Origin of the sequence: Candidatus Bathycorpusculum sp. (assembly GCF_009778815.1) — an archaeon.
Taxonomy (GTDB): Archaea; Thermoproteota; Bathyarchaeia; order Bathyarchaeales; family Bathycorpusculaceae; genus Bathycorpusculum; species Bathycorpusculum hydrogenotrophicum.
Map to the genome: position 1 here is coordinate 1 of NZ_WRFL01000056.1, position 13,923 is coordinate 13,923.

Annotated in this window: 9 protein-coding genes and 2 pseudogenes; 7 read left to right on the forward strand and 4 right to left on the reverse strand. The window is 43.1% G+C overall.

The features are described 5' to 3' along the window. Window positions 1-488: 488 nt before the first annotated feature. Window positions 489-1,017, reverse strand: a pseudogene (locus tag FWF39_RS09675) (rubrerythrin family protein). 139 nt (window positions 1,018-1,156) lie between these two features. Here FWF39_RS09675 and FWF39_RS09680 point away from each other — a divergent pair. The 3 genes from FWF39_RS09680 to FWF39_RS09690 are packed head-to-tail and all read left to right on the forward strand — an operon-like array spanning window position 1,157 to window position 5,024. Next, complete coding sequence (locus FWF39_RS09680) at window positions 1,157-2,416, forward strand: hypothetical protein (protein ID WP_343383241.1); 1,260 nt, start codon at window positions 1,157-1,159, stop codon at window positions 2,414-2,416. Next, window positions 2,413-4,272, forward strand: coding sequence for a phospholipid carrier-dependent glycosyltransferase (locus FWF39_RS09685; protein WP_343383242.1), 1,860 nt, complete (start codon window positions 2,413-2,415; stop codon window positions 4,270-4,272). The genes FWF39_RS09680 and FWF39_RS09685 overlap by 4 nt, the downstream gene beginning before the upstream one ends. Continuing rightward, a complete protein-coding gene (locus FWF39_RS09690) occupies window positions 4,266-5,024 on the forward strand; it encodes a dolichyl-phosphate beta-glucosyltransferase (protein WP_343383243.1) in 759 nt (252 codons plus the stop codon). The genes FWF39_RS09685 and FWF39_RS09690 overlap by 7 nt, the downstream gene beginning before the upstream one ends. On the opposite strand, the gene FWF39_RS09695 is transcribed toward FWF39_RS09690, so the two are convergent. After that, complete coding sequence (locus FWF39_RS09695) at window positions 5,021-5,524, reverse strand: hypothetical protein (RefSeq protein ID WP_343383244.1); 504 nt, start codon at window positions 5,522-5,524, stop codon at window positions 5,021-5,023. The genes FWF39_RS09690 and FWF39_RS09695 overlap by 4 nt on opposite strands. A 505-nt stretch (window positions 5,525-6,029) precedes the next feature. On the opposite strand from FWF39_RS09695, the gene FWF39_RS09700 reads away from it, so the two are divergent. From FWF39_RS09700 to FWF39_RS09710, 3 genes are all read left to right on the forward strand, one after another. After that, window positions 6,030-6,539 carry a zinc ribbon domain-containing protein gene (locus tag FWF39_RS09700; RefSeq protein WP_343383245.1) on the forward strand — a complete coding sequence of 170 codons (510 nt, stop codon included), beginning with the start codon at window positions 6,030-6,032 and terminating at the stop codon, window positions 6,537-6,539. 364 nt (window positions 6,540-6,903) lie between these two features. Next, window positions 6,904-7,392 carry a PIN domain-containing protein gene (locus FWF39_RS09705; protein ID WP_343383246.1) on the forward strand — a complete coding sequence of 163 codons (489 nt, stop codon included), beginning with the start codon at window positions 6,904-6,906 and terminating at the stop codon, window positions 7,390-7,392. 587 nt (window positions 7,393-7,979) lie between these two features. Then, window positions 7,980-8,897 (forward strand): S-methyl-5-thioribose-1-phosphate isomerase, encoded by a 918-nt coding sequence (locus tag FWF39_RS09710; RefSeq protein ID WP_343383247.1) that lies wholly within the window; start codon window positions 7,980-7,982, stop codon window positions 8,895-8,897. A 193-nt stretch (window positions 8,898-9,090) separates the two neighbouring features. Here FWF39_RS09710 and albA read toward each other — a convergent pair whose 3' ends face one another. Further along, window positions 9,091-9,378 (reverse strand): DNA-binding protein Alba, encoded by a 288-nt coding sequence (gene albA, locus FWF39_RS09715; protein WP_343383248.1) that lies wholly within the window; start codon window positions 9,376-9,378, stop codon window positions 9,091-9,093. A gap of 274 nt (window positions 9,379-9,652) precedes the next feature. On the opposite strand from albA, the gene FWF39_RS09720 reads away from it, so the two are divergent. Beyond that, window positions 9,653-10,426: a helix-turn-helix domain-containing protein gene (locus FWF39_RS09720; RefSeq protein ID WP_343383249.1), complete on the forward strand. Its 774-nt coding sequence runs from the start codon at window positions 9,653-9,655 to the stop codon at window positions 10,424-10,426. 428 nt (window positions 10,427-10,854) lie between these two features. Here the strand turns inward: FWF39_RS09720 and FWF39_RS09725 are convergent. Further along, a pseudogene (locus FWF39_RS09725) lies at window positions 10,855-13,923 on the reverse strand (hypothetical protein); the annotation flags it as partial.

The window sequence follows — 13,923 nt, forward strand, 5'->3', positions numbered from 1 at the left end:
GAACAAACCCGCCCTTGGCGACTTTTTCAGACAAACATTTTTTGCAATGCACCATACGAACTAACCTTGTTTGGCGATATATGTACAGCATCACATAAAATTATCTATAAGTGAACACTCTCGTATGTTGTTTTAGTTTTCCGTTCACTTATTTGAACTCTACACGCACCAAACAAACAGTTGAGCAGACTTTTATTTTCTCTAACAAACCCTGTAGTGTGAATCTTTACACTACAAATTCAAAGTTTTTGCAAACACAATTAAAAGCATGGAAAAACATCATCAAAAACGCCGATAATTGTAGTGTATAAAATTGGGTTAAAACTCAGGTAATAAGAACAAAAACACATATTCCGATTAAATACGGACACTAAATAAGCAAAAAGGTCCACACCAATAATTTATGGACATAACCATAAAATATTATCGACCCACAATACGTTTTTTATCTCTTTAGCAGACAAAAAAATAATAAAAGAAAGAAAGGGTTATGCGATTTTTATGAATGTTGCTTTGGGTTTTGTACAGACAGGACAAACGTCTGGCACTGTGCCATCGAAGGTGTTTCCACCGTCAGGGCAAACATAGATGTCAGCTTTTTGCAGATCATTTTGGGTTTTTATAGCCTCGAGTGCTTTTTTGTAGAGTCCAGAGTGTACATGCTCAACTCTGTTGGCTAGATCAAAGCTCTGAAGTGCTTTTTATTGCCCTCCGTTTTGGCTTCTTCTATGAATTGAGGGTACATACGCTCAAATTCATAGGTTTCACCGGAAATAGCAGCACCAAGGTTGTCAGCGGTGGATTTTACTTGGCCCATGACCCGGAGTGGTTTAGAGCATGAATAGTTTCTGCTTCTGCGGCAGCTCGGAAGAGTTTTGCTATTTGTGGGAAGCCTTCGGCGTCTGCGGCTTTAGCAAACGCGAGATACTTACGGTTAGCTTGAGATTCGCCTGCAAATGCCGCTTTTAGATTTTCATCGGTTTTAGTCAATTTAGAATCACCACAGGCACTAAACATAAACATAGTTATAAGCACTTATCGCCCATACAGATAGACAAGAAAGCTAATTCCAAGGTAGCAGAGTCGTTTAGAGACATTTTGGAAAAAACTTCTTATGTTAAGATACTGTATTTGTGGTAGAGAAATGATGGTGAGTTTGCCGTTTGATCGACAGGACCTCAAAGCTTTAGCTGTGCTTCTTGGTGCGGCTTTGGCGGTGCGGCTCTTGTTGTTTTCTTTAGATGGTTATGTTAATGATTTGGCAACTTATCAGTACTGGTTTAGCACTGCAGCTACGCAGGGTGTTCATTCCTTCTATCCCTATGTGCTACAACAGGCAGGCTGGATTGACTATCCGCCGTTTAATGTCTACATCTTTTGGATGTTTGGCTCTCTTTCCCAGATGTTTGGCTCAGTTGATCCGGTGTTTTTTGTCAAGTTGGCGCCAACTATTTTTGATTTGGCTACCTGTGGACTTATCTATTGGTTTTTGCGCAAACAACTAAGCTTTAGAGGAACCATTTTAGCCACTGCGTTTTATGCGTTTAATCCTGCGATTATTTTTAACGTGGCTATTTGGGGGCAGTTTGATGCGATATACACGTTTTTCCTTGTGTTGGCTTTGATTTTGGCGCTTAAACAAAAACCTGAGTTTTCTGCAGGGGTTTTTGCGGTGGCTTTGTTAACTAAGCCGCAAGCTATTGCGTTGCTACCCTTGGTTGTGCTTTTGATTTTTAAGAAAAACGGGATAAAGCGTTTGCTTACATCAGCGGGGGCGTTTGTGGTTACGATTTTTGGGGTGATCTTGCCCTTTAATTGGAGCGGCAGTCCGATAGATTTTTTGAGTGGGATTTATTTTGGGGCTTATGAGGGTTATCAGTACACTTCGATTAATGCGTTTAATTTGTGGGGTTTGTTTGGGCTTTGGGTTCCCGATGGGAGTTTATATATTGTGGGTTGGGTGTTATTTGGAGGCTTCTCAGCAGTAACGCTCTATATTCTCCATAAACGCCTAGAGGCTTCTGGGGAGCTTTTGGCTGTGTTTGGGGCGTTTTTGCTCTTGTTTGCCTTTTTTATGTTGCCTACAAGGATTCATGAACGCTACCTCTTCCCAGCGCTTAGTATGTTGGTATTGTTGCTACCGTTTAGCAAAAAGATTCGATTGCTCTATGCGGGGTTGACTGCTACTTTGCTTGTCAATCAGGCTTATGTGTTGTATTTTCTAAATGCGGGAAGGTTTATTGAGCATAATTTGCTGGCGGCCACACCGCAGTTTGATGGGGTGGTTTTGTTGGTGGGTATTGTTAATTTGGGGTTGTTGGCGTATGCTTCGGTGCTTCTTTGGAGGGAGTTTGAGAGCCGAAGGTTTAAAACCGTCGAACCGTTAAACCAGACGGCGAAGGGGAATGAGCATTGATCTTTGAGTTAAAGCTAACAAAAAAAGATGTTTTAACCATTGTTTTGTTATCGGTTCTTTTCTTTAGTATGGCGGCTTGGAATTTAGGTCAAATTCAAGCGCCGCTAACAAATTGGGAGAATACTACACAGTCAAGTTTTTATGTTGATGTGGGTTCAGTGCAGCCTATTCAAACAATTTATTTCTGGGTTAAGAGCGGTAATGCCTCAGTTACGGTTTACTCAGGAGCACCAGATAGTTGGAATGAGTTGGGTAAGGTGTCGCTTGCGCCTCGAGGCACTGATTACTCGATTCAAACTGGTTTTGAGGTAAATGCTCAAACTCGGTTTTTGCGGTTTGATGTTGAGGCAGTTGAGTATGATTCGCGGCCTAATTTTTCTAGTTGGGGGATAACAAATCCCAGCGATAAAGAACCCTCACCCTACATTGAGTTAAGTGAAATTGGACTTGCAGATCTTGACAATACCCAAATTACCATAGTATCCATCAAGGGCTTAAACAATACTGATGATGCTTCATTAGCGGCACTAATTGATGAGCAAAGCGTGCTTGAGATACCTCCAACGTATATGTCCAAGATGTATTTTGATGAAGTCTACTTTGCCCGCTCCGCTGAGGAATTTGCTAATCATCAGATTCCTCTTGAGCGAACTCATCCGCCCTTGGGTAAGCTTGTTCAAACATTGGGAGTTTTGGCGTTTGGGGCAACGCCGTTTGGCTGGCGCATCATAGGGGTAATCTTTGGGACACTTATGGTTCCGTTAATGTTTCTTTTGGGTAAGAAACTGTTTGGAAGCTGGATTGGCGGGTTTTCAGCGGCGTTTCTGTTTAGTTTTGATTTTATGCATTTTACCATGGCACGCATCGGTACAGTGGATACGTATGTAGTGTTTTTTTCCTTGCTTACCCAGTTGTTCTTTTTGGTATACTTTGCAAAAGTGTTAAAAGAGGGTTGGAAAACCTCAGTTGTGCCGTTGGCTTTAGCAGCGATTTGTGCGGCTTTGGCCTTTTCAACTAAGTGGTTTTCGCTCTTTGGTGTCTTGGGTATGCTGGCTATGCTTGTGGTGCTTAGATTAAGAGAAGTTAAAGATCTAAAGGGGACGCTTAGCAACAAGTATGTAGCGTTTTTTAACCATCCCTTTTTGTTATTGTTAGGGTTTGTGGGAGTGTTTGTAGCAATCTATTTTGCAACCTACATACCTGAGATGATGATGGGTAGTTCTCCAAAAACAATTATTGAGCTGCAAAATGCCATGTTTAGCTTCCACGGAGGCAGCGTAACAGACTCCTCAGCAGCACCTTGGTGGTCATGGCCCTTTATGTTTAGACTAGACGGCGTATCTGTTCCGCGATGGTTTGACATAACCTATCTGCCAAACAACACATTCTCAACCATAACTGTGTTTGGCAACCCAGCAGTTTGGTGGGTGGGATTTGTGGCCATGATTGCGCTATTGGTTGAGGCCCCCCACTTAGAGGGTATACTATCAAATCTAAAGAGCCGCCTCTCAAAATCCACAACGCCCCCCGGTAGTATCCGAGGCAAGGGTTGGGATGTTGCCGCGATCTTTATTGGGGTGGTGTTTTTGTTTTCTTGGTTGCCCTATGTGCTTATTGGGCGTGCAACCTACATCTATCACTTCTACCTAAGCGTACCGCTACTATGTTTAGCTACAGCGTATTTTATCAATCGATATTGGCATAAACCCATAGGAAAAATAGCAGCCATAACTATATTTGCAACAACCATAGCATTGTTTATTGTGTTTTATCCAGTGATTTCAGGAGCACCCGCCTCAGGGGAATATATTCATCAGCTAAAATGGTTCACGAGTTGGTATTTTGCACCATGCTGACAACAACCCCCAGCAACAGCGCAAAAGCTACTACTCTGCAGGTTTCAGTGGTCCTGCCCGCCTACAACGAAGCAACCTATCTCCCCATAGCAGTAGAGAAAACTACAGAAACCCTAAACAGCTTTACCAGCGCCTATGAAATAATCATCGCTGAAGATGGCAGCACTGATGGCACCGCAGAATGCGCAGAAGAACTAACCCAAAAATATCCCTGTGTACGCCATATCCACCGCCCCCAGCGACTCGGACGAGGAATGGCACTAAATAACGCCTTTGCACAGAGCCGCGGTGAAGTCTTGGCATATATGGATCTAGATTTAGCCACTGATCTCAAATACCTAAAACCTCTAATTGAAGCCATATCAGTAGAAGGCTATGATTTTGCAACCGGTTCAAGAATGATGCCGCAAAGCAAAGCAAACCGCACCCTTAGCCGAGATCTTAGCAGTCAAAGCTACAATTTTCTGGTCCGCCATATGCTAGGCTCAAAACTCAAAGACCACCAATGTGGCTTCAAGGCTTTCAAACGCGAGCCTCTGCTAAAGCTACTGGGCAAAGTGGAGGCTAAGCATTGGTTTTGGGATACCGAAGTTATGGTCAGAGGCTACAGACAAGGTTTGCGAATTAAAGAGTTTGCAGTGGAGTGGCATAGCGGTAAAGACACCAAAGTAAACTTGGCTAAAGACTCCTGGAACATGTTTTGGCAGATTATGGGTCTTTGGTGGAATCTTAGGATTAAAAAAATGGGTTAGCGTCTGCTTGCTATGAGTATAAAGGCACGGGCAACCAAAGCCAAGCCAAAAACTAACAGTAACCCAGCCCAGAACACAAACCACTCAGCCACTATAGTTATGTTCACCAGATAAACTGTTATCAAATAAGCAGCCCCTAACCAAAACACAATGTTTTCTATGGTTTCAGCTTTGCGCGCTATGGAGGAGTGGAATAATATGCGCAAGAACAAAACAATAATTTCAATGACACTCACAGCTACTGCAAACTGAAAACCCGCTAAGAAAAGATTTGTGTGGACCGCGGGATTGGAAGGTGCAGGTAGAGCAATACCTGTGCTAGGAACAGGTGAGAGAGTTAGGGTCATAAAAAAATCAACCAGACTGTTCCAGAGGCTGTGAGGCAGATGGCTGATATAGATTACAGCTAAACTGATAAGAACTGCTCCTATGTAAATTGCAGTAAAGAGGGGTTCTTGCCTACTAGAAGCTAAACTGGGTTTTTTGCCGATAACAAACACGCGCGTTTCTCCATTAAAAATTGGTAGAAATCCAAGATATATGTTTCCCCAAACAGTCTGAAATAATAATACACCAGACCAAACTCAGCTATGAGGTGCATGTTGTTGGGAATTATTTGTTTGGGTTGTTAGCAGGTTCAGTCATCATGTTGACCAGGGGGGTTCTTTGGAGGTGATGGCTACGGGTATGCCGTTTTGGGTTAGTTTTTGAATTGCTGGTAGGCGGCATTTATTGATGCTCGTTCATGGGTGCACATAAACGCTGAAACTTTGGCATATTGTCCGGTGGAGGGGTAGTTTGTGCAACCGCACCAGTTCATGCAGTACTCGCTCAAGCCGCATTGGTGCACTCGGTGGTTGTTGCGGTGCTGGGCACAGTTTTACAGGCAGTGGGTTTGAGTTCAATAAAAATATCAAAAGACCCAAAACTTTCCAAATCACCAACACCAAACAGCAGACGCCGGTTTTAAATACCGGCCCTATAAGAAGTACTTAGGAAGAAAACATGACGTTTTGCCCCAAATGCAACAACCCAACCAAAGACACCACAATATTTTGCACCAAATACGGAACCCCCCTAAACCAAACAACAGACCAAAACCAACCCAACCCACAAACAACAACAACCCCACCAACAACCCAAGAACCAAACCAACAAACAACAAAAAAAGAAGAAGAAAAAGAAGTGAAAAGCCAACAAGCAACAACCCCAAAACAAAGCAAAGGCGAACGCGGCGCGCTTAGCTGCCTAACAGGAGGCTTGATCCTGATCACATTTGGTGCATTTGCAGTTATGCAGATAAGTAACCCCAACTCAGCAAACACCGGACAAAACTGGGCCATAATGCTACTACTCATTGGAGTTATCATCATAGTCGGCGCAATCTATCTAGCCCTAACCACACAACACCACACCCCTCACCAGTCCACAACACCAAAACCCCAAAACACACAACAACAAACTCAAACAGAACCAAATGAACTGCAATTTACAAAAGTGTTCCACAATTATTGACACTACCGTCCAAAGTAAACCACTTTCTAGGTAAGACAATTTGTTTAGTATCAACTACACCAACAAAGCAGTATTTTAACAATGCAACATCAGGTGTATCAACACCAAATAAAGACGAAAATGCACAGGTTTTCTCTAATGCTAAAAGACATAGAAACGCTGAGACATATTGGCAAATTCACATTAAAAGTCCATAAGACACAAAAATTCACACCCAAACCATACACAAACCACAAACATAAATCAGGAATCATTTGGAACATAAACTTATGCGTTTGGGAATAACAAAGAGTTGACTTTTATGAAAAACATATTATAATGTAGTAAAGCTGTAGATAGTTATGGCACGAGGAACTAGATGCGTATGAAAAAAATGAAAATTTATCTTGACACTACTGCAGTTAGTTACCTTGACCAGCAGTATTCTCCAGAAAAAATGAAAGACACATTAGCATTCTGGGAATTTCCAAAATCAGAAGATTGCGAAGTTTTACTATCTAGTGTAACCTTACAAGAAATTGATCGAAACGCAGAACCCAAACGCATTAAACTAAAAAGGTTTCTAGAACAAATCGAATATAAAGAAATTAAGATAACTGAAGAAATTGCCGGCGTTGCAAACAAACTAATAGAAAACAGGACATTAACACCTAAAAGTTTCGATGACTGCTTGCATATCGCCTGTTCTTTAGTTCATGACTGTACTTGCATAGTTTCATGGAATTTTAGACATATTGTTAATATGCGAACTATCAAAGGCGTAAAATTAGTTGCTGCACAAACTGGATACGGGCTTGTTACCATGATATGTACACCATCATATCTTATGGCAGGTGAGGAAAACGAAAGCTAAACTAAAAATAAGCCCAAACTTTACAATTGATGACATTCATGCAATAAGACATTATAATTATGAGGTAACTAAAGACTTGTCTCTAAAGGATAGAATTAGATATTACAATGACCCTGAATTTAGAAAAAAATTGAGGAACGTTATTTAAAAGAACAAAATTGCATAACAACAGAATCAGTGTTAACTCAAGAATACTTAAAAATCACTATTAACCAGTCCAACTTCAAAGTTACGCCCACATTCGCATCAGTCAAAGACGACGACAAAACAACCTATATAATAAAGCACAAAAATTGCAGACATACACAGCAGTTTCCACAAAAAATTGGAGAACAAAACCATCACTACTGCTAACCCGGTGAAAGCTCGATTGCCGTGTTTTGAAAGTTGGTAGAGCCTTAACGCAACAACAAGTGGGAACATACCAGCATAGCGGTCGCCACTAATTCCAACCCTTGTCTTCCAGATTTACGTGATTCACACAACTAATGTGAAATCCACTTTAGGGGTGTGAATCAAACAGGGGCCTGCTATGAATCGCTTATATGCGTCCCGCAAAATAGTATACTACAATGGCAGGCAAGAATATGGCAGATATTATTCAAGTTACAGCAGAAAAAATCCGCACTCTCCAAGTTAAGGGTGCAAGAAACGTCGCCATAGCCGCCATAGAAGCTCTTCAAATTCTCGCAACCCAAACCCAAGCCCAAACCAAAACCCAATTCCTAAACGAACTAAGAGAAGCACAAAGCATCTTTGCAACCGCACGGGAAACCGAACCGCTGATGCGCAACGCCCTGCGCGGTATAATTAACCAAACCCAAACCATCCCTGCCCAAAACATTCAAGATCTCTGTGAAAACCTAACCACAAGCACCGACAAATTTCTCAAAGATTTAGAAACCTCAAGAGAACAAACTGCTGAAATTGGAGCCAAGCGCATTCAAGATGGCATGGTGGTTTTCACACACTGTCACAGCTCAACAGTAACGCGTCTGCTTGCCAAAGCCAAAGAACAGAACAAAACCTTTCAAGTCATATGTACCGAAACCCGCCCCATCTTTCAGGGAAGAATAACAGCCAAAGAACTCATCGATCTAGACATTGAGACCACCTTTATTGTGGATTCAGCAGTTCGCCCCTATATAGCAAAGGCTGATTTAGTGGTTGTGGGTGCAGACGCCATCACCTCAGAGGGCAACATAGTTAACAAAATCGGAACCGGCAACATTGCCGTGTTAGCACAAGAAGCCCGTAAACCCTTCTATGTGGTCTCAGAACTACTCAAATTCGACCCCGAAACCCTAAGCGGCACATATGAAAAAATTGAGCATCGTAACCCAGACGAAATCTGGAGTGAAGCCCCACCAAAACTAAAAGTGTGCAATCCCGCCTTTGATATTACCCCAAACCGCTACATCCACGGCTTAATCTGCGAAGAAGGCATAGTCCCACCCCAAACCATACTTGAAATCGTACGCAGGAAATATCCCTGGATCTTCTAATAACCCTAAACCAGAGAAACCTCAACATAAACTAGCAAAGAAACGATAAAAGAATGGGGTATCGATGGAAAAGACCATGAATTTCAGTATAATCCGAGGTTACCAAACAACTAAACAAGTTAATGGGCCATTGGATATTTTTAAAAAATAGTAAAAAATGTAGGAGAGCTAAATCTTTTTTCCGTTATGGTTACTATTTAGATAGAGTTATCTCTATTGTAGAAACCATTCTGGATCTGTTTTCGCCTTCGCGTGGCGGCATCTCGGCAGTTCCGATTGCAATCTTTGTAACTTTGAGGTCTTTGATAAAGCGGCTTCGGGTAATTTCGGCGACGTCAACTGCGGTGGTGATTGCTTGGCCTCTTGCTTTTAGAGTTATTTCTTTTTGGGCACCACTTGAAAATGCCGTTATAATGGCGAGAACATAGCTCATAGGGGGTTTGTTTCCGACGAAGATCACATCACTAGCTTTTTCAGACATTTCACTCACTCTTATGTTGTTTTGTAGATAACGCTTGCAGATCTCTCCTATCAAGACTGCGAACGCTAAAAACAGTTACGCCGAACTCACTTATAAACAAATTTTCAAAACAAGAACATAAAAACACAACAAACAAAAAAACAGAACAAACAACACCACAAAAACCAAAACAAACACCCCAACCACACCACCAACAATAAACAACACCACCCCCAAGGCAGATACAGTTTTATATTTCAGCCCTGAAGGAAGATACAAACAGAGAAAAGCCGCCATGTCCACAGTATCACCCAGCCTAAGAGAAGTTCTAGCCCGAAGAATCGCAGGAGAAATCATTCTCTCAAGCCGACCCGGCTCCACCATGAAAAAATGGCGCGAACTCTTTGCCATATCCCAAATCAGCCTCAGCCAAACCATGGGCCTCTCCTCCTCAGTTATAAGCGACTACGAGAGCGGCAGACGTAAAAGCCCCGGAGCCAAATTCATCCGCCGCTTTGTCCTCTCACTACTCCACATCGACGAACAAAAAGGCAGTCGATTCATCCGCGAATTCGCCAAACTCACAAGCTCCCCAAGCATGGCAGTAATTGACCTGCGCGAATTCCCCATCCCCGTCCGCGTCGAATACCTCTGCAAAGCCATCGGCGGCGAAGTGATGGCCTGCAAAGAAAAATTCGTCAAAGAAATCAACGGCTACACCGTCATCGACAGCCGCAAAGCTGTAGAAGCCTACTCAGGCTCCGAATACACCCAACTCTTTGGCGCAACCACCGAAAGAGCCCTCGTATTTACCAACCTAGACGGCGGAAGCCTACCCATGATGATTGTGCGAGTCAGCAACCTCAAACCCCGCATCGTCATCTTCCACAAAACCCCACCCGACGAAGAAGCCATACGCATAGCCGAATACGAACAAATACCACTCATCTACTCCACCGCACCCAGCGTAGAACAACTAGTAAAAGCACTCCGCAAACTCTACCGCATAGCCCTACGCATAAAACTAGGCAAAAAAAGAGTACGCCCGCCACCAAAAATAAGTACCTAAACCAACAATAACCAATCCGCTCTTTGCTACTCGACCCAGTCTTTGGGATGTATAGTATAAGTCTATGGGTGTGACCTTTGAGGCTGGCGCAGGTTAGAAAGACATCTATTGGTAGCTGTCTATTAGGCCGGCGTGCCGAACTTTCACAAACAACCGCTTATTTGGCCCAACCTTACTGTGGAAGGAGACCTACAGATTGAGACCACCATAAAGAAGACTCCAATTTGCTGTAACAACAACCTTGCTTGGCGGCATAATAAACGCTACGCATTTGCATGTACCAAACATTAACATATTGACTTGATGATTATTTTGCCTTCATCAATTGACCAACTGATGAAGAGTGAGTCTGACTGATAGCCAGCAATTATTGACACTGATTCTTGGGACAACCGTCTTATCCATGCTTTTGCAATCTTTAACCACAGCTATGGTGGTAAGGGTTTATTGCTTGTATAACATATGTCATAGTTGTTATAGCCTTGCTTGAACGGTGAGGTCCAAGTAACTTGGGAACTTATATGTGAAGCGTATAACTGGTCGTCCTTGGAGTCTCGATCATAGGCAACTATTGCGTGATTGTTTGAAAATACCAGCAGGTCATCAACGCAGAGTTTAGATAGGCTTTCATAGGCAATCCAAACGCCACCGCCATCCTTTGATGCAGTATTATCTGAAATTGTGCCTTTACTCAACTTTACAGAAACCACAAGGCCAGTTTCGAGATATATGCCACCACCAAAAGAAGCGGTATTACCAGAAATCACACCACCAGACAGGGTAAAGTCACCACCAAGACGGTTCGATATACCACCACCCCAAGAAGCGATATTGGCAGAAATTATGCCAGCAAATATAGCAAATATACCACCATTGAATACACCACCAGCCTCATTTGCAGTGTTAGCAGAAATTTTACCAGCAAACATAGTAAACTTTGCTATCGAACCATTGTTAAATACGCCACCGCCATAAGTTGCTTTGTTACCCGAAATCTCACTCTCACCCAACATAGTAAAATCAGTGCCGTTTCCTACACCACCACCAAACATTGTAGCGGTGTTACCAAAAATCTTCGCTTTACCAGACAGAATAAAACCTTCTTTAGTATATGTGTTGCCGTTGGATACACCCCCAGCATGATATGCAGTATTGCATGAAATCTCAGCTTTACCTTCCATTTTAAATCCGCCGTTGTTAAATACCCCACCACCAGAAGCGTTAGCGTTGTTGTCAGAAATTTTCCCACCCGACATAGTAAAACTGGCAGCCCAGTTGATTATGCCACCGCCATTTGTAGCGGCGTTGTCAGAAATTTTCCCACCTAACAAATGAAAGTGGTCATTGTAATAGTTTCCCACACCGCCACCACCTTCTTTGGCTGTGTTGTTAGAAATCTTGCCGCCCGACATAGTAAAGTCACCCCAGTTAGCTACGCCACCGGCTTTGATAGCTGTGTTGCGTAAAATTTCGCCGTCGGATAAACTGAAAACACCATACTCACTGTTGTATATACCACCGCCAGCCCCGCTAGTTGTGTTGTCAGAAATTTCACCACTCGACATAGTAAACTTGCCGCTGTTGATCACCCCACAGTTTGTATTATCAGAAATTTTTCCGCCGGATAAACTAAAGCAACTTTTAGGATCGTTAAATACACCGCCGCCAGAGGGGGCTGTGTTGTGGGAAATTTTTCCACCCGACATAGTAATGCTACCGCGGTTGTATACGCCTCCACCTCTCTCAGGGGCTGTATTGTCAGAAATTTCACCATCACCAGATAAACTAAAGTTACCGACACAGTTGATGTATATGCCGCCGCCCTCAGAGGTGGTTGTGTTGTTGGAAATTTTTCCGCCCGACATAGTAAAGACACCATCTCCATCTAGATATATGCCACCGCCATAACATGTAGCTTTGTTGCCTGAAATGATGCCCTTTGACATAGTGAAGTCATCGATGCTGTATATGCCGCCGCCAAAATCTGCGGCGTTATCTGAAACCTCACCACCCGATATAGTGAAGGGTCTATTGCCGCTGTTGTATACGCCACCACCAAAATATGTCGCGGTATTGCCAGAAATCTTACCACTAGACAAACTAAAACTGCCAGAAGAGCCATAAGCGTAGTATACGCCACCGCCATTTCTACTAGCTGTATTATTAGAAATTACACCACCAGACAAACTAAAAGTACCCCAACCGTGGTATACACCACCGCCCTCAGAGGCAATATTGCCCGAAATCAATCCGCCACTCATAGTAAAACGACCACGGATGTTGTTTACACCGCCACCACAATGGGTAGCTGTGTTACCCGAAATCACACCACCAGACAAAACAAAACTGCCGTTATTTAGAATGTATACACCACCGCCCTCAGAGGCAATATTGCCCGAAATCACACCACCAGACAAAACAAAAGCACTATAGGAGTATACACCGCCACCACTAGTAACGACTTGGTTATTTAAAATCACACCACCAGACATAACAAAGGCACCACCTGTGCTAAACACACCTCCACCACTACCACGGGCGGTGTTACCAGAAATCACACCACCAGACAAATTAAAGGTACCACGGTTGTATATACCACCACCCCCAGAGTCGATTATGCCACCGCCCACAGCCTCGGTGGTGAGGTTGTCTGAGATCTCACCGCCCGACATATTAAAGGTGCCATTGTTATATATTCCGCCACCCAAGACGTATGCACTGCCAAAAACAGGCCCGTCTATATCAGGCCTTCCCATATTGTGGGAAATTTTACCATCTGACAGGGTAAGTGTACCGCCAGCCTTAACAAATACACCACTACCAACAGCACCAGCTGGATGAGTTACAACAATACCAGCAAGCTCCAACACCCCGCCATCCTCAACAACAATAGTATCCGCATCAGCCACACCAACCAACTCAAAAAACCGCTCCACAGGCTCATTACCACTAGTTGAGGTAATATTGTTACCAACTGCTACACTCTTAGAAGTACCTTTTAAACTTTTTAGAGTAATATTTTTACCAGAAGTGATATTGAGAGCCATATCTGTAAGGGGAATATCGGCAGTAAAAACAATAACAGCAGAACTCACAACATTCTCAACAGCCGCCCGAAGCTCAACCTCATTCCCAACATATAGGATATTATTATTCCAGCTCGCCGTAACAACAACATTAGCAGCAGGCATAGTAAAACTCACAGGAGTACGGTTTTCCAGGGTAATGATACCGCCTTCGTTAACTGTCCAGCCGGTAAAGATGGAATCATTTTGGGTTCCAGCATCAATGGTAATGATTGCACCTTGATGATAGTTACCTGCACCTGTTGATTTAGCACAACTGTTCTCAACAGTCACCCTATAGAGGGGTAAGGGTTTACCGTTTGTGTAGCTTATGTCATAATTGTTGTAGCCCTGAGTAAAAGGAGCACTCCAAACCACTTTGACGCCTATGTTTTTTTGGTATACTCCATCATGCTCGGGCGATCTATAATA

Coding starts and splice junctions, on each gene's coding strand:
- FWF39_RS09690 (WP_343383243.1), top strand. CDS start 4,266: ATGCTGACAACAACCCCCAGCAACAGCGCAAAAGCTACTACTCTGCAG.
- FWF39_RS09700 (WP_343383245.1), top strand. CDS start 6,030: ATGACGTTTTGCCCCAAATGCAACAACCCAACCAAAGACACCACAATA.
- FWF39_RS09705 (WP_343383246.1), top strand. CDS start 6,904: ATGAAAAAAATGAAAATTTATCTTGACACTACTGCAGTTAGTTACCTT.
- FWF39_RS09710 (WP_343383247.1), top strand. CDS start 7,980: ATGGCAGATATTATTCAAGTTACAGCAGAAAAAATCCGCACTCTCCAA.
- albA (WP_343383248.1), bottom strand. CDS start 9,378: ATGTCTGAAAAAGCTAGTGATGTGATCTTCGTCGGAAACAAACCCCCT.
- FWF39_RS09720 (WP_343383249.1), top strand. CDS start 9,653: ATGTCCACAGTATCACCCAGCCTAAGAGAAGTTCTAGCCCGAAGAATC.